Consider the following 16360-nt stretch of genomic DNA (forward strand, 5'->3'; position numbering starts at 1 on the left):
TGATCGAAACAACCGGTCTGGCCGACCCGGGGCCGATTATTCAGACCTTTCTGGCTGAGACCGCGATCGAAAGTGTTTTTCATCTTGATGGAATCGTGACGGTCGTGGATGCCGCGCACGCAGAAGAACAGTTCGAGCGTTTGGAGTTTCGCGCGCAGGTCAGCTACGCTGACCGTATCGTGATTTCAAAGCAGGATCTGGTTGCTGATCGGCCCCCCGGCGAACTGGATGCCCTGTTGGGCCGGCTCAATCCTCGTGCGCCATTGATCGCTTGCGATTTGCACACGGTCGAAATGCAAGAACTATTCGGGCATATTTTTCAGGTCCGTGGCTTTGCCGTCGATTACATCCCCCCTGAGGAAGTGCGGCGAGCCCGTCAAGGCGGCCTCTTCACCAGAGCCGACGGGCGAATGCGCCAGCTCGGTGGCCTGGGGCAGCACACTGATGATGTAAAGAGTTGTGTTTTTCTGTCAGACGCGCCGCTCGATCTGGCGCGCCTCAATGTTGTTCTTGATGGCTTGATAGCGCACTACGATAAGCGCTTGTGGCGTTGCAAAGGAGTCATCCACGCTGCGGGCCACCGCAGCCGTTTGGTCTTGCAAGGGGTGCAGGGCCTGATACAAATCGGCGGCGGCGTGATGTGGCGGCCCTACGAGCCCAGGCAAACCGTTCTGGTTTTTATTGGCCAGCGGCTAGACCACCAACTGATCACGGACGCTTTGCGGGCTTGCGAGCTTCAACCGGTTTCCGCGTACGATTGAATTTATAAGGGAGGCGCAAATCCTGTGGTTGTGCTGGAACGTATCCTTGTATCTGCACTAAGCCGTTCACGCAAGAACTCAACGAAACGACGCGTCTTGGCAGGCAACAGACGTGTTTCCGTCATGGCATAGACTGGCGTTGGCGGCCCTTCCCAACCAGGAAGGATGCGATGCAGGCGCCCGTGGGCCAGGTCTTCGGCAACAATTTCCGCAGACAGCATGGCGATTCCCTGGTCGAGCGTAGCCAGCCGCTGGATCAAGCCCACGCTGTTGACTTGGAATCGCCCGCCTACGGTGATGTCCACCGTTTCTTCCGCCTTGTGCAGCGTCCATGTATTGGCCTTTGCCGTGGTGAAGGCAATGCATTCGTGCCGCGCCAAGTCGTTTGGATGATTCGGTTCGCCAAATTCCTCAAGGTAGCGCGGCGAGGCATAGAGATAACATGGCAAATTTGCCAAGTGCCGCGCAATCAACTGCGAGTTCGGCGCCTTGCCCATGCGGATGGCCACATCGAAAGGCTCGGACACTAAATCCACCAGACGAGGCGTCAGGTTCAAGTCGAAGGTGATGCCCGGATACTGGCGGGCGAACTCGGTAAGTAGCGGCGCCAGATAAATATTGGCGAACTCCACCGGGAGCGACGCTTTCAACACGCCACTGGGCTGAGCGAGAATTTCTCCCAGTTGCTCATGGGCCAGCCTGGCCTCATCGACAATGCGTTTGCACCGCTCGAAATAAATCTGGCCGGCCTCCGTCAGATCGATCTTGCGTGTGGTTCGGTGAAGCAGACGCAGGCCAATGGCTTTTTCCAGGCCGCTGATGCGGCGCGAGACAGTGGAGTTGGGCATGCCGACGGCTTCAGCCGCGCGACGAAAACCCCCTGCCTTGACCACATCAACAAATAACGCCATGTCGTTCAGCAATTCCATAGCTACTGCTCCACCAGTGGATCAATGATTTCGATTTTAGCCCCTTTATCTCAAGTGGGCGACGGCGGATGATGTCCACATAGCTCATCAAGGAAGACACATGAACCCGTTATTTACCTCCATTCAAATCGGCCGCCATGCTTTGCCCAATCGCCTGGTCATGGCGCCGATGACCCGCTCGCGCTCGGACGATTATGGTGTTCCCGGCGACTTGGTCGCCCAATACTATGCTCAGCGGGCAAGTGCCGGTTTGATCATCACCGAAGGCACCTTTCCAGTGGCGCTGGGCAAGGGATATGTACGCACGCCCGGTATTGAAACCGATGCCCAGGTGGCCGGCTGGAAAAAAGTCGTAGAGGCGGTTCATGCCAAGGGCGGTCGCATCTTCCTGCAACTAATGCATTGTGGCCGCATCTCGCACCCCTCGCTGATTGACGGGCAAACGCCCGTGGCGCCGTCGGCGATCAGGCCGGAAGGCCAGGCGTGGACGCCGGTTGGCCAGGTGGATTACGTCACGCCGCGCGAGCTGAGTGTGACTGAAATTGCGGGTGTTGTTGATGACTACGCCCAGGCCACGCGCCGCGCCCTCGAGGCCGGCTTCGATGGTGTTGAACTTCATGCCGCCTCGGGCTACCTGCCCGAACAGTTCCTGTCGTCGGGCAGCAACCAGCGTCAGGATCAATATGGCGGCTCTGTCGAAAATCGCGCCCGCTTCGTGCTGGAAGTGCTGACCGCAATGGTGGCGCAGGCTGGGGCCGACCGTGTCGGCATCAAGATTTCTCCCGAGATGAACTTCAACAGCATCACCGATGCTGCTCCCCAGGACACCTACACCCATCTGGTCGAGCAGTTGCGGGACTTCAATCTAGCCTATCTGCACGTGGCCCTGTTTGGCGTCAGCGTCGATTACCACGCCCTGTTGCGCCCCCGTTTTAACGGCGCGTACTTGGCGGGCGGCGGCCTGGATCAGGCACGCGCCGAAGCCATTCTGGCCGATGGCCGCGCCGATGCCGCAGTGTTTGGCGGTACCTTCCTGGCCAATCCTGATCTGCCCGAGCGATTCCGCCAAGGCGCGGCACTTAACGCCCCGGACAAGAACACCTTCTATTCGCCGGGCGCCCGAGGCTACACTGACTATCCGTTTTTGAACGGTACAACCGCGGGTTAAGGGAGCAGGGATCGGACGTGATGACGACCGGCGGCTTTCGGTGCGGCTCGACGAGATCTATCGCTACACATGCGACCGCTGGAGAAAGCAGCGGGCCGACAGCTATTAAGCGGTGTTGTACAACACCGCTTGCTGCTATTCGCACTTGATCGCCACTGGTCAAAACTGCTCAAGCTAGAATGCTTTTAATAATATGTCTCGAGCCTTTGAAAGCACGAAGCAATCTCATGCAGTCTAGAGTACATGATCCAGTGTTTCGCTTTGGTCGCACAACCCAGCCGGAAAATTTTTAACGCCATGATGACGAAAGAGACCGCCGTGATGCTCGCCCAGTACAGCAATTGGGCTGACCAGGTTCTGTTCAATGCCATGGAGCAGTTGCCGGAGGGAGCGGCGCATCAGACACGTAAAACGCTGTTCGGATCAATGATGGGCGCGCTCAATCACAATTACCAGGTGGACTTGATCTGGCGGGCGCACCTGTTAGGCGAAAAGCACGGTTTTTCGAGCCGCCGCGATGTGCTGCATCCGGATTTCGGTGCGCTGGTGAAGGAGCAGTCGGGGATCAACCAGTGGTACATCAACTGGGCCAAGGCCCAGAATCCTGAAAGCCTCGCGGAAAGTCTGAAGTTCAACTTCATCAGTGGCAAAGCCGGCGAAATGACCCGAGGAGGCATGTTCCTCCATATTGTCAATCACAAGACCTATCATCGCGGCTGGGTTAGCCAGATGTTTTTCGATGTCGGTATGGCACCGCCCGAGACTGATCTATGTGTCTTTCTCTGCGAGGCAGGAAATCCGACGCCATGACCCCAAGGCGGCCACTATCTGGCGCTTTCTATATTTGCTTGCTCCGGCTACGTTCCAGCGATCAATTTCGGCATCTTGGATCGCCTGGAAGCCCAAGCCGCGCGTGGCTGTAGGCAGAAAACAGTAGAAGTCGCTGGACGAAAAAAAGGCCGAAAAACAAAGTTTTCGGCCTTTTTTCAATCATCCATGGACATTGGTGGATGTCCATAGACAAAAATCTGGAGCGGGAAACCGGTCTCGAACCGGCGACCTCAACCTTGGCAAGGTTGCGCTCTACCAACTGAGCTATTCCCGCATTTGGTAAGCAAAAGATTATATCTTGCTTTTTTGACTGCCGCAAATTCAACTGTTTGTGGAATTTTTGGTGGTCTTTTTTCTCGCTCTCGCGAAAGAACAAGACTATACCATAATTTTATTCGTGCATGTGTGGCAAGTGGCTTTTAAGCCGTTCGGGGGGCTGGGTGGCCCACGGGCGCGGGTGGAACCGTTGTGTTTCGGCGCTGTGCCTTCGTCGTTTATGATCGGGCTTTCCACACATTGCAACAGAAGCCCATCGTGCTGTCTCCAACCATCGACGAGAACTTGTCCTTTTTCAACACCATGGGCCTGCCCAGCCGGGCGGCGGCGCTTGTGCGTTATGGGGAAGCAGGGCGGCTGGATGAGCTTTCCGGGCTTGTGGCCAGGTACGGCAGGGCGTTTGTCCTGGGCGGCGGCAGCAACGTCATTCTGCAGCCTCGCATATCCGGTTTGGTGATCAAGGTCGAGACCCGGGGTGTAAGGCTGTTGTCCGACGGCGAGGATGAAGTCGTGGTCGAGGCGCAAGCGGGCGAGAACTGGCATGAGTTCGTCTTGCACTGCGTCGACCAGGGCTGGCATGGGCTGGAGAATCTGGCGCTGATTCCGGGCACGGTGGGGGCGGCGCCGGTGCAGAACATCGGCGCCTACGGCGTCGAGCTGGATCAGCGCTTTCACAGCCTGCTGGCCTGGAATCTTCGCCGTGGATGCATGGTGGAAATGGGGCCGCAAGATTGCGGCTTTGCTTATCGCGACAGCGTGTTCAAGCGTGCGCAAGCCGGCGATTGGCTCATCGTGGCGGTGAGGCTGCGGCTGTCTCGCCAGTGGCGGCCAGTGCTCGATTACCCGGCGTTGGCGGGGCATCCGTCACTGATGCCGGCGTCCGTCTCGTCATCCGGAACTGTCAATGCAACGGCCAAGCCGCCGGCTTGCACAGCGGCGGCGGAGCCGGTGCCCGCCGGCACGGCCGCACCCACAGCCAGGCAGGTGTTCGAGGCGGTATGCGATATCCGCCGCAGCAAGTTGCCCGACCCTGCAGTGCTGGGCAACGCGGGCAGCTTCTTCAAGAACCCCATTGTCGATGCCTCGGTGTATGAGCGCATTCGGTCGATGGAGCCTGGTGTGGTTGCCTATCCGCTGGAAAATGGCGCCTACAAGCTCGCGGCGGGATGGCTGATCGAGCGGGCGGGATGGAAGGGGCGGCGCCTTGGTCCGGCGGGGGTGCACCACCGCCAGGCGCTGGTTCTGGTCAACCATGGCGGCGCCACGGCGGGCGACATCAAGCGATTGGCCGAAGCGGTGAAGGCCGATGTGGCAAGGCGTTTTGGTGCGACTTTGGAACAAGAACCCGTTAGCGTCTCGTGATGAGCGCAAGTGCAGGCAAGCCCGGTTCGCGTGTCAAGCGGACAATACGTCCTGCATGTCGAAAAGCCCATATTCCTTGCGCGCCAGATAGCGGGCGGCGCGCAAGCTGCCTTGGGCATAGGTGGCGCGGCTGCCGGAACGGTGGGTGATCTCGATGCGCTCGCCATCGCCGCAAAAATAGACCGTATGGTCGCCCACGATGTCGCCGCCGCGCACCACAGAGAACCCTATGCGGCCGTTTTCGCGTGCGCCGGTATGGCCATGGCGCGCCCAGTCGGCGATGTCGTCGAGTTTGCGGCCCCAGGCATTGGCCACCGTCTCGCCCATGGCCAATGCGGTGCCCGAAGGAGCATCAACCTTGTGGCGATGGTGGGCTTCGAACACCTCGACGTCGTAGCCGCTGTTAAGCAGCTTGGCGGCCACGTCGAGCAATTTGAAAGTGGCATTGACGCCAATGCTCATGTTGGGCGCGAAGACGATGCCGGTTTTTTGTGCGGCAGCTTGTATGGCCTGTTTGCCCGTTTCGTCGAAGCCGGTCGTGCCTATGACGCATTTGACGCCCAGGCCGGCGCAAACCTGTAAATGGTTGAGCGTGCCTTCGGGCTGGGTAAAGTCTATGAGGCAATCGGCATTTTCAAGTGCCTCCAGGTTGTCAGTGACCAGGACGCCTGTTTCGCGCCCCAGAAAAGCGCCGGCGTCTTGCCCCAGGCAGGTCGAGCCAGGGCGGTCAAGCGCTACGGAAAGCGTCAGGTCGTCGGTTTCCAGAACGGCTTCGATAAGCATGCGGCCCATGCGGCCATCGGCGCCTGCTATTGCTATGCGCATGGTGTGTATCCTTAGCGTAACGGTTGTGAGTCGGGCTCGTTGGGTGAGCTGCTTTGGAGCACCGAAGGGGTCTCCAGCCCAATGGGCATGGCACGAGTTTCTTGGGCGGCAGTCGCGTTTTCGGCTTCTTCCGGCGACGTCAGGCGCTTGTCGCCGCTTGCGGGCGCGTCTGTGCGCTCGGCATCGGGGGCGGTAGGGGTGGATTCATTTTCCGGCGTCTGGAAAGGTTGATAACTGGGTTGCTCATCGCCTTCCCAGCGCACGAGCAGGTCGTTTTCAAACCAAACTGTGAAGTGACGCGCCTCGGGGTCGCCGTAGCCCGGTTTGTTATAGTAGGGATAGTCCCAACGGTTGGCGTGGAAAATGTCCTGTAGCGTAGGTGTACCCAGCACATAGCGCACCTGCTCTCGCGTCATGCCCTGCTCGAGCCTGGCCACCTGTTCGGCCGTAACCCAATTACCCTGCTGGACATCAGCCCGATAGGGGAAACCCCATTTAGTGCTGCCGCACGCAGACAAGACTAACGCCAAAACGCAGACAGCCACACTGTTGCGCAAGTTTAAAGCCAATGGTTTTGCAGTCGTCAGCACGAAGCGCCCCTGTTATTCAACTCGAGTAAAACCGTTATCATAAAGGCATAACAACAAACGCGTCACAGCATCTGTCCGAGCCAGGCTTTCAGCCTGGTCAACCTTGATTTTCTGCCAGAGCTATTTTATCTATGAACGACCAGAATGAATTGAAGAATATGGGCTTGAAGGCGACCTTCCCCCGCCTCAAGATTCTTGATATTTTTCGGAAAGCCGAAGAGCGGCATCTAAGCGCGGAAGATGTATATCGAGCCTTAATCAACGAAGACGTCGATATCGGTCTGGCGACCGTATATCGTGTCCTGACTCAATTCGAACAGGCCGGCATTCTTGTGCGCAGCCAGTTCGACGGCGGCAAAGCCGTATTCGAGCTAAACGACGGCGACCACCATGATCACCTCATCTGCACCAATTGCGGCAAGGTGGTCGAGTTTTCCGACCCCGACATCGAAAAGCGCCAGCATAAAATTGCCAAGGACCACGGCTTCGCACTAGAGAGCCATACCATGCTGTTATATGGTATTTGTCCTGATTGCACCCCTAAAGGCAGGGCCGCGTAATCCGCCGCTTTTGTTGGTTCGAGGGCCGTCGCTAGTCGCCGGCCTCGCACTTTACGGATCGCTGTGACCAATCGCGCCCCACAAGCAGGATCGCCAGCCTGCTTGTGGGGCGCGATTTTTTTGTGCGTGGCTTCTTTTATGGCTATAGAGACAGCATTTCGCGGGCATGCTGCCGGGTGGTGTTGGTAATTTTAAGGCCCCCCAGCATGCGGGCGACTTCATCGATGCGGCCGTCGGCGCTTAACAGCTGTATGTTCGACAAGGTGGCGCCTTGGCGCGTGGCCTTGCTGACCTCGTAGTGGTGATCGCCGCAGGCGGCCACCTGGGGTAGATGCGTGACGCACAGCACTTGATGGCGTGCGCCCAATTCGCGCAGCAGCCTGCCGACCACTTCGGCAACCGCGCCGCCCACGCCGGTGTCGACCTCGTCGAAAATAAGGGTGGGTACGCGCGCCGCCTGGCTGGCGATGACCGACAGCGCCAGGGAAAGCCGCGCCAATTCGCCGCCCGAAGCGACTTTGGCCAAGGGGCGGGGCGTAACCCCGCCATGGCCCGCCACCAGGAACTCAATGCTTTCGCATCCTTGCGCCGATGGCGATGCGGGTTCGAGGGCGATGTCGAAACGCCCGCCCTGCATGGCTAGGGTCTGCATGGCTTCGGTAACTTGGGCCGACAGTTTCTTTGCGGCTTTTTTGCGGGCTGCGCTTAACTGACGCGCCGCTTGATGGTAGGCGGCTTCGGCTTGCCGAGCTTGCTCGGCCAGGGCATCGAGATTGCCCGCGACATCGGTTTCGGCAAGTTGAGCCTGGAGCTCTGCTTGCACTTGGGGCAGGGATTCGGGCTCGACCTTGAACTGGCGCGCGGCCTCGAACAATGTTGACATCCGCTGCTCGGCTTGGGCGAGCGATTCGGGATCAAGCTCGAGGCGGTCAAGATAGCTGTTAAGGTCGGACACAGCCTCGCCGCAAGCGATGCGTGCCGATTCAAGCGCTTCGCAAATGCCCTGCAGGTGCGCGTCGTGGCGCAGTAAAGGGTGCAACTGATGCAGCGCGGCGCTTAAATAAAGCTGCGCCGAGCCTTCGTCGCCTTCAAGGGCGGCCAGCGCCTGGTTGGCGCCTTCGAGCAGCGCTTGGGCGTGGGCCAGGCGGTTGTGGCTGGCTGTGAGCGTTTCCCATTCGTTTTTGCCCGGGCTGAGGCGGTGCAGCTCGCCCAACTGCCACTCGAGCCGTTCACGTTCTATTTGCAGGGCCTCGCGATTGTCGCGGGCTTTCTGCAATGTTTTCTCGGCCTGCTGCCATTGCTGCCAGGCTTGTTGCGTTTCGCGGGCCAGCGGCTGGTGGCCGCCTTGGGCGTCAAGCATGTCGCGCTGGCTGGCCGGTCGGGTCAGGCTTTGATGTGCATGCTGGCCATGAATGTCGATGAGCGATTCGCCGAAGGTGCGCAATTGTGTCAGTGTGGCCGGTATGCCGTTGACGTAGGCCCGGCTTCGGCCCTGGCCGTCGATAACCCGGCGCAGAACCAAAGAATCGTTGGGGTCGAGGTCTTGCTCGAGCAGCGCCTGGCGCAGTTCGGCCGGAACGTCGAATACCGCGCTGACGTCGCTGCGGCTTGCACCCTGGCGAATTGAGGCTGCGTCGCCGCGGGCGCCCAGAGCCAGCGAGAGCGCATCGATAAGTATCGACTTGCCTGCTCCGGTTTCGCCGGAAAACACCGTAAAACCTGACTCGAATTGGATTTCGGCCTGATCGACGATGACGAAATCGCGGATATGAAGGCTGCGCAACATGGGTTTACTCGGTGTCGTCGGTATGCAGGGGCATGCGGTTCCAATGAAGCTTGCGCCGCAGCGTCGAGAAAAAACTATAGCCCGTAGGGTGGATGAACCGCAGCGTGTCGCTGGCCCGGCGCACGTCGATGCGGTCGCCGGGTTGGCACTCGGACCAGCTTTGCATGTCGAAGTGTACGCTGGCGCCAGACTCGACCCGGCCAAGTGCGGTGATGGTCATGCTGAGCAGGCCGCTATCGGGTATGACGATGGGGCGATTGGACAAGGTTTGAGGTGCGACCGGCACCAGCACGATGGCGCTGAGCTGCGGGTGCAGGATGGGCCCGTTGGCTGATAGGGCATAAGCGGTGGAGCCGGTGGGAGTAGAGATGATGAGGCCATCGGCCCGCTGGTTGTACATGAAGGAGCCGTCGAGCTCGATGTGCAGCTCGATCATGCCCCCGCGCCCCGCGCGATTGATGACCACATCATTCAGGGCCAAGCCGGAGAACATGACTTCTTCTCCGCGCATGACCCGCCCCTCGAGCAAAAGGCGTTCTTCGATTTCGAAGTTGCCTTCGATAACGTGGGCCAATGCGTTGGTCGCGTCTTGCAGGGGGATGTCGGTGATGAAGCCCAGGCGGCCGTGGTTGATGCCGATGAGCGGCACTTTGTAAGGCGCCAGGTGGCGCCCCGCGCCAAGCATGGTGCCGTCGCCGCCCATTACCACGGCCAGGTCGGCTGTTTCGCCGATTTGTTGGTAATCGGCGATGGGCAGGTCGGTGATGCCGGTGTTGCGCGCAGTATCGGCCTCGATCAGCACGTGGCAGCCCGCCGCCCGCAGGGTGTTGCGCAGTTCGCGCAAAGGCCCGTCCAGCCCGCTGTCCTGGTATCTGCCGATAAGCGCGACGGTTTTAAAATGCATGGGCGACGCCTTCTGTTGTTGGTATTGGTTAAGATAGACGTGATTATAAGTTCCCCATGTGGCCCTGGCTGCGTGTGGAAAACACGTAGTTCCCTATGCGAAGCATTTATGTCTATGGATGATCGAGCCAAAGCGCTGTTAAAGGCACTGATTGAACGTTATATCGCCGACGGGCAACCAGTCGGCTCGCGCACTTTGTCGAAAATGTTCGATCTTTCGCCTGCCACCATTCGCAACGTCATGGCCGACCTCGAAGAGCTCGGGCTCATACACAGCCCGCACACGTCGGCTGGGCGCGTGCCCACCCCGCGGGGTTACCGTGTGTTTGTCGACAAGCTGCTGGCGGTGCAGCGTTTCGAGGTGTTGCAGCCCAGCGACATACTCGAGATGCTGCCGGCCGCCGAGCCAAGCCGCGCCATCAGCGCGGCCGCGGCCCTGCTTTCCAATCTCAGCCAGTTCGCCGGTGTGGTACTGGCGCCCAAGCGCGCGCAGGTGTTTCGCCAGATAGAGTTCATCCGTCTTTCCGACAAAAGGGTGTTGCTCATCATCGTCACGCCTGACGGCGACGTACAGAACCGCATTCTTTTCGTGCAGCGCGATTACCTCAGTCAAGAACTGCTTGAGGCCAGCAATTTTTTCAATCAGCATTTCGCCGGCATGTCCTTCGACGAAGTGCGTGTAGCCATCGCCGACGAGCTTTCAAGTCTTCAGGCCGACATCTCCCGTCTCATGCAGGCGGCCGTCGAGGCGGGCACTGCCACCGAAGACACTGACGATTCCGTCGTGATCTCCGGCGAAAGGAAATTGCTCGAGGTCTCCGAGCTGGCATCGGACATGGATCGCCTGCGCCGCATGTTCGCCTTGTTCGAAAAGAAGACCGATCTTTTGCAACTGCTGGACGTTTCCAGCCGGGCGCAGGGGGTGCAAATTTACATCGGAGGCGATTCGCAATTGGTCCCGATGGAAGACGTCTCCGTCATCACCGCCCCCTACGGGGTGGACGGCAAGGTCGTCGGCACCCTTGGGGTCATAGGGCCCACCCGCATGGCCTACGAGCGGGTCATCCCCATTGTCGACATTACCTCGCGTCTGTTGTCCAATGCGCTTAGCCATAATCAATCTTAGGGCTCACCCGTAAGGGCCTTCCTCTTTCATGTCGGTCGCCTCGCGCGCCGATGCACTTTTTCCTGGCAGTCCATGTCCGCCGTTTTTTCGCCCCGCTACCTGACCGAGCCCGTGGATGAGCAAGCATTTTCTGATCAACCGGCGCCCCGTCCGCCCGGCCCGATCGGAATCTTGCTGGTCAATTTGGGAACGCCCGACGCCCCCGAAGCGGGGGCCATAAGGCGCTACCTGGCCGAATTTTTGTCCGACCCCCGTGTCATCGAACTGCCGCCGTTGTTGTGGCAGCCCATACTCAGGGGTGCGATTTTGCCGTTTCGGCCGCGCAAGCTTGCGCCGCGCTACAAGGAAATCTGGCACGACGACGGCTCTCCGCTGTTGGTGTGGAGCCTGGCCCAGGGCGAGGCCGTCGGCCGGGCGCTGGCCGCGCGGGGTATCGACGCTAGGGTCCAGGTGGGCATGCGTTACGGCCGGCCCGCGCTGCCCGACGTTATTGAGGCGCTGCGGCGTCAGGGCTGTGAGCGCATCCTGGTTGTGCCCATGTATCCGCAATACGCGGCGTCCACCACCGCAACCGCCATTGATGCGGTCTGCCGTTATGCGGCCCGGCTGCGTGACCAGCCCGAACTGCGTTTCATCAAGCGTTTCCATGCTCAGCCCGAATATATCGACGCCCTGGCTGCCCAGGTCGAGCGGCATTGGGCACAGCATGGAACTCCCGAGAAGCTTCTGCTGAGCTTTCACGGTCTGCCGCGCGCCGTGATCGAAAAGGGTGATCCCTACCGCCGCGACTGCATGGAGACGGCTGTTCTCCTGGCCCGAAGGCTGGGCGACCAGGAAGATCGGGTCCAAGTGGCGTTTCAAAGCCGCTTCGGGGCGCAAAAATGGCTTGAACCCTATACCGAGCCCACCTTGCGCGCCTGGGCGCGCCAAGGCATCAAGCACGTCGATGTGATGTGTCCGGGCTTCCTGGCGGATTGCCTTGAAACGCTGGAAGAGATTGACATGCAATGCCGCGATGCCTTTGTCGCCGAAGGCGGTGAGCGCTTCGCCCTCATCCCCTGCCTCAATGGCGAAGAACAATGGGGGCGCGGGTTTGCCGCGATTATCGAGCGCCATCTGCAGGGCTGGGCTCGCGATGACGCGAGCCTCGGTCGCTAGCTCTACGTATAGGGCCCCGTGTCGGCGCCATGCGCGCACCAAGTATTGCTGGAAGGCGAGCTTTCGCGATGGGCCGTTCGGCGCCCGAGTACATCGCAGGTGCGTCGGGGGCGCCCGGCACAAACCCGTATTTCGCCCGCTTTCCCAAACTTGGTCTTGAAATGGGGTCATCCGCCCCCATTTCCTTTTGATCGCATCTATAGCAATTGGAGAACCGTTTATGTCGGCACCGAATCAACCCTTTGATCCCAATGAAGAAAATCAATCCGTTGATGCTTCCGGTCAGTCCGAGGAAAACACCGGCCAGCCCGAATCCGACGAAGATCTTGCCGCTCTTCTCGAGCAGGCCCAGGCACAGGTCGCGGAATATTATGACGAGTTGTTAAGGGCCAAGGCCGAGGTCGAGAATGTGCGCCGCCGCGCCCAGGAAGACGTCGCCAAGGCGCGCAAGTTCGGCACGGAGTCGTTTGCCGAAAGTCTGGTGCCGGTGCGCGACAGCCTCGAGGCTGCGCTGGCTGTATCCGACCAGACGACAGAATCCTGGCGCGAAGGGGTCGAAGTGACTCTGCGACAGCTTACCGCGGCCTTCGAGCGCAATCTGCTCAAAGAAGTCGCGCCCGAACCCGGAGAGAAATTCGACCCCAATGTGCATCAGGCTATTTCCACTGTGCCGTCCGAATTCGCCGAGGGATGTGTGGTAGAGCGGCTGCAAAAGGGCTACACCATCGCCGAGCGGGTGCTGCGTCCCTCGCTGGTCGTGGTTTCTTCGGGCCAGGCGGCTTGAAAACCGGGCGAACGTCCCAATATTGAAAGCATTCCCGGTGTGCTGTCTGGTTGATTGAAGATACCGCTTGAATTAACCAAACAGCACGCCACTCAAATTTCCAGATTTCATTTTCAGGGTTTATAGATTATGAGCAAAATCATTGGCATCGACCTTGGCACGACCAATAGTTGTGTAGCCGTTCTTGACGGCGGCAAGGTTCGCATTATCGAGAACGCCGAAGGCACCCGCACCACGCCTTCCATCGTGGCCTATCTGCAAGACGGCGAGATTCTGGTTGGCGCTGCCGCCAAGCGCCAGGCAGTTACCAACCCCGCCAACACCTTGTACGCGGTCAAGCGCCTGATCGGACGCAAGTTCGATGAAAAAGCCGTGCAAAAAGACATTGAGCTGATGCCGTACAAGATCATCAAGGCCGACAACGGTGACGCCTGGGTCGAAGCGCAGGGCAAGCAGCTTGCGCCCCCTCAGGTGTCGGCCGACGTACTGCGCAAGATGAAGAAAACCGCCGAAGATTACTTGGGCGAAGAGGTCACCGAGGCGGTCATTACGGTGCCTGCGTACTTCAACGACAGTCAGCGCCAGGCGACCAAAGACGCCGGCCGTATTGCCGGCCTTGATGTCAAGCGCATCATCAACGAGCCCACTGCGGCGGCGTTGGCTTTCGGCATGGACAAGGCCGAAAAGGGCGACCGCAAGATCGCGGTCTATGACCTGGGCGGCGGTACATTTGACGTTTCCATCATCGAGATTGCCGACGTTGACGGCGAGAAGCAGTTCGAAGTGCTTTCCACCAACGGCGATACTTTCCTGGGCGGCGAAGATTTCGATCAGCGCATCATCGAATACATCATCGACGAGTTTCAGAAAGAAAGCGGCGTCGACCTGTCCAAGGATGTATTGGCGCTGCAACGCCTGAAGGAATCTGCCGAAAAGGCCAAGATCGAGTTGTCATCGGCGCAACAGACCGAGATCAACCTGCCCTACATTACCGCGGATGCTTCCGGCCCCAAGCACCTTAACCTGAAGGTCACGCGCGCCAAGCTTGAAGCTTTGGTCGAAGAACTGATCGAGCGCACGATCGAGCCGTGCCGCACGGCCATTAAAGATGCCGGTATCAAGGTCGGCGAGATCGACGACGTCATCCTGGTCGGCGGCATGACCCGCATGCCCAAGGTACAAGACAAGGTCAAAGAATTCTTCGGCAAAGAGCCGCGCAAAGACGTCAACCCCGACGAGGCGGTGGCAGCCGGTGCGGCGATTCAGGGTTCGGTATTGTCCGGCGATCGCAAAGACGTCCTCCTGCTTGACGTGACCCCGTTGTCTCTGGGTATCGAAACGCTGGGCGGCGTGATGACCAAGATGATCCACAAGAACACCACCATTCCCACCCGTTTTTCGCAGGTGTTCTCTACGGCTGATGACAACCAGCCTGCGGTCACCATCAAGGTGTTCCAGGGCGAGCGCGAAATCGCCGCGGGCAACAAGGCGCTAGGCGAGTTCAACCTCGAAGGCATTCCGCCCGCCGCACGCGGCCTGCCGCAAATCGAAGTTACTTTCGATATCGACGCCAACGGCATTTTGCACGTCTCCGCCAAGGACAAGGGCACAGGCAAAGAGAACAAGATCACCATTAAGGCCAACTCGGGCCTGACCGATGAAGAGATCGAACGCATGGTGAAAGACGCCGAAGCCAACGCCGAGGACGATCACCGCGTTGCCGAGCTGGCCCAGGCACGCAACCAGGGCGACGCCTTGGTGCACTCCACGCGCAAGTCGCTTGAAGAGTACGGCGAGAAGCTCGAGGCGGCCGAGAAGGAAGCCATTGAGAACGCTGTCAAAGAGCTTGAAGAGACGCTTAAAGAGGGCGACAAGGCGGCTATTGATGCCAAGGTCGAGGCGCTGGCAACGGCTTCGCAGAAGCTTGGCGAGAAGATGTACGCCGATATGCAGGCGCAGCAGGGCGCTGAAGGCGCAGCTGAAGCTAAGCCAGCCGACGAGGACGTGGTCGATGCCGACTTCAAAGAAGTCAAGCGCGACTGATAAGCGGTTCTAGCGGTTCAAGGCCCGGCCTTTCGGCGCCGGGGCCTGTCAGTACGAAAGCAATCTTTGCTGTCTTGACAGGCCCCGGCCGGAAGCCGGGCATTGTTGTTACTTGATGACAGGCGCCGAAGGCGCCACGGATTCTATGTCAAAACGCGATTACTACGAAGTGTTGGGCGTTGGAAAGAACGCATCCGACGACGAGCTAAAGAAAGCCTATCGAAAGCTCGCGATGAAATATCATCCCGACCGCAATCCCGGCAACGCCGAAGCCGAAGATCGCTTCAAGGAAGCGAAAGAGGCCTACGAAATCCTGGGCGACCAGGAAAAGCGCGCGGCCTACGATCGTTTCGGCCATGCGGGCGTCGACCCGAACGCCGCGGGCGGCATGGGCGGCGCGGGCTTTGCCGATGCGTTTGGCGACATCTTCGGGGAAATCTTCGGTGGCGGTCGCCGTGGCGGCGGACCCCAGGTTTATCGCGGGGCCGATCTGAAGTACACCCTGGACATCAGTCTGGAGCAGGCGGCTGCCGGTTTCGACACAGAGATCCGGGTGCCAAGCTGGGAAAACTGCGAGACTTGCCACGGTTCTGGCGCCAAGCCGGGCACACAGCCGAAAACTTGCCACACTTGCGGCGGCGGCGGGGCTGTGCGTATGCAGCAAGGTTTTTTCAGTGTGCAGCAAACTTGCCCCACTTGTCATGGATCAGGCAAAGAGATTACCGACCCGTGTGTTGCCTGCGACGGGGTTGGGCGCATTCGCAAGAACAAGACGCTGCAGGTGAAGATTCCGGCGGGTATTGACGATGGCATGCGCATTCGCTCTTCGGGCAACGGAGAGCCGGGCGTGAACGGGGGCCCTCCGGGCGATTTGTATGTTGAAATTCATCTCAAGCCGCACGGGATATTCCAGCGCGACGGCGAAGATCTGCACTGCGAATTGACTATTCCGTTTACGAAAGCTGCCCTGGGCGGCGAAATAGAAGTGCCCACATTGAATGGCAAGGGGGAAATTTCCATCCCCGAGGGTACGCAAACGGGCAAGACGTTCAGGTTGCGGGGCAAGGGGGTGAAGGGGTTGCGTTCCAGCTACCCTGGTGATCTGTATTGCCATATTGCGGTTGAAACGCCTGTGCGCCTTAATGATGACCAGAAGAAGCTGCTGCGGCAGTTTGAGGCTTCTTTGTCTCAGGGCGGCGAGAAGCACTCGCCCAAGAGCGAGTCCTGGACCGATCGGGTGAAGAGCTTCTTCAGTTGA

15 protein-coding genes and 1 tRNA gene are annotated in these 16360 nt (G+C 59.3%); 10 read left to right on the plus strand and 6 right to left on the minus strand.

What is annotated here, in order from left to right; genetic code table 11:
• A partial coding sequence (locus ACIY1O_RS15560; protein WP_397476012.1) for a CobW family GTP-binding protein occupies positions 1-761 on the plus strand: 761 nt, incomplete at its 5' end.
• Between the two features lie 2 nt (positions 762-763).
• Here ACIY1O_RS15560 and ACIY1O_RS15565 read toward each other — a convergent pair.
• Positions 764-1690, minus strand: a complete 927-nt coding sequence (locus tag ACIY1O_RS15565; RefSeq protein ID WP_397476013.1) for a LysR family transcriptional regulator — start codon at positions 1688-1690, stop codon at positions 764-766.
• Between the two features lie 100 nt (positions 1691-1790).
• On the opposite strand from ACIY1O_RS15565, the gene ACIY1O_RS15570 reads away from it, so the two are divergent.
• Both ACIY1O_RS15570 and ACIY1O_RS15575 read left to right on the plus strand, forming a co-directional pair.
• Entirely contained in the window at positions 1791-2858 is a 1068-nt protein-coding gene (locus ACIY1O_RS15570; protein ID WP_397476014.1) for an alkene reductase, read from the plus strand.
• Positions 2859-3155: 297 nt separating this feature from the next.
• Positions 3156-3668: a DinB family protein gene (locus ACIY1O_RS15575; protein WP_397476015.1), complete on the plus strand. Its 513-nt coding sequence runs from the start codon at positions 3156-3158 to the stop codon at positions 3666-3668.
• A 219-nt stretch (positions 3669-3887) separates the two neighbouring features.
• Here the strand turns inward: ACIY1O_RS15575 and ACIY1O_RS15580 are convergent.
• A tRNA-Gly gene (locus ACIY1O_RS15580) sits at positions 3888-3963 on the minus strand.
• 305 nt (positions 3964-4268) lie between these two features.
• Between ACIY1O_RS15580 and murB the strand changes: the two genes are divergently transcribed.
• Positions 4269-5327, plus strand: coding sequence for a UDP-N-acetylmuramate dehydrogenase (gene murB, locus ACIY1O_RS15585; protein WP_397476037.1), 1059 nt, complete (start codon positions 4269-4271; stop codon positions 5325-5327).
• Positions 5328-5360: 33 nt separating this feature from the next.
• Here the strand turns inward: murB and dapB are convergent, their stop codons facing one another.
• Positions 5361-6152, minus strand: a complete 792-nt coding sequence (gene dapB, locus ACIY1O_RS15590; protein WP_397476016.1) for a 4-hydroxy-tetrahydrodipicolinate reductase — start codon at positions 6150-6152, stop codon at positions 5361-5363.
• A gap of 11 nt (positions 6153-6163) precedes the next feature.
• Positions 6164-6721 carry an outer membrane protein assembly factor BamE gene (locus tag ACIY1O_RS15595; protein ID WP_397476017.1) on the minus strand — a complete coding sequence of 186 codons (558 nt, stop codon included), beginning with the start codon at positions 6719-6721 and terminating at the stop codon, positions 6164-6166.
• Positions 6722-6873: 152 nt separating this feature from the next.
• Between ACIY1O_RS15595 and fur the strand changes: the two genes are divergently transcribed.
• Positions 6874-7302 (plus strand): ferric iron uptake transcriptional regulator, encoded by a 429-nt coding sequence (fur, locus tag ACIY1O_RS15600; RefSeq protein WP_397476018.1) that lies wholly within the window; start codon positions 6874-6876, stop codon positions 7300-7302.
• 142 nt (positions 7303-7444) lie between these two features.
• Here the strand turns inward: fur and recN are convergent, their stop codons facing one another.
• Complete coding sequence (gene recN / locus ACIY1O_RS15605) at positions 7445-9088, minus strand: DNA repair protein RecN (protein WP_397476019.1); 1644 nt, start codon at positions 9086-9088, stop codon at positions 7445-7447.
• Between the two features lie 4 nt (positions 9089-9092).
• Positions 9093-9992: an NAD kinase gene (locus tag ACIY1O_RS15610; protein ID WP_397476020.1), complete on the minus strand. Its 900-nt coding sequence runs from the start codon at positions 9990-9992 to the stop codon at positions 9093-9095.
• A gap of 114 nt (positions 9993-10106) precedes the next feature.
• On the opposite strand from ACIY1O_RS15610, the gene hrcA reads away from it, so the two are divergent.
• From hrcA to dnaJ, 5 genes are all read left to right on the plus strand, one after another.
• Entirely contained in the window at positions 10107-11117 is a 1011-nt protein-coding gene (hrcA, locus tag ACIY1O_RS15615; RefSeq protein ID WP_397476038.1) for a heat-inducible transcriptional repressor HrcA, read from the plus strand.
• A 72-nt stretch (positions 11118-11189) separates the two neighbouring features.
• The gene (gene hemH / locus ACIY1O_RS15620) at positions 11190-12275 is read left to right on the plus strand and encodes a ferrochelatase (RefSeq protein ID WP_397476021.1); all 1086 of its coding nucleotides are present in this window, start codon (positions 11190-11192) and stop codon (positions 12273-12275) included.
• A 220-nt stretch (positions 12276-12495) separates the two neighbouring features.
• Positions 12496-13059, plus strand: coding sequence for a nucleotide exchange factor GrpE (grpE, locus tag ACIY1O_RS15625; RefSeq protein WP_397476022.1), 564 nt, complete (start codon positions 12496-12498; stop codon positions 13057-13059).
• Positions 13060-13188: 129 nt separating this feature from the next.
• The gene (dnaK, locus tag ACIY1O_RS15630) at positions 13189-15102 is read left to right on the plus strand and encodes a molecular chaperone DnaK (protein ID WP_397476023.1); all 1914 of its coding nucleotides are present in this window, start codon (positions 13189-13191) and stop codon (positions 15100-15102) included.
• A gap of 145 nt (positions 15103-15247) precedes the next feature.
• On the plus strand, positions 15248-16360 hold the full coding sequence (dnaJ, locus tag ACIY1O_RS15635; protein WP_397476024.1) for a molecular chaperone DnaJ: 1113 nt from the start codon (positions 15248-15250) through the stop codon (positions 16358-16360).

The organism is Pusillimonas sp. (assembly GCF_044464525.1).
Taxonomy (GTDB): Bacteria; Pseudomonadota; Gammaproteobacteria; order Burkholderiales; family Burkholderiaceae_B; genus Pusillimonas.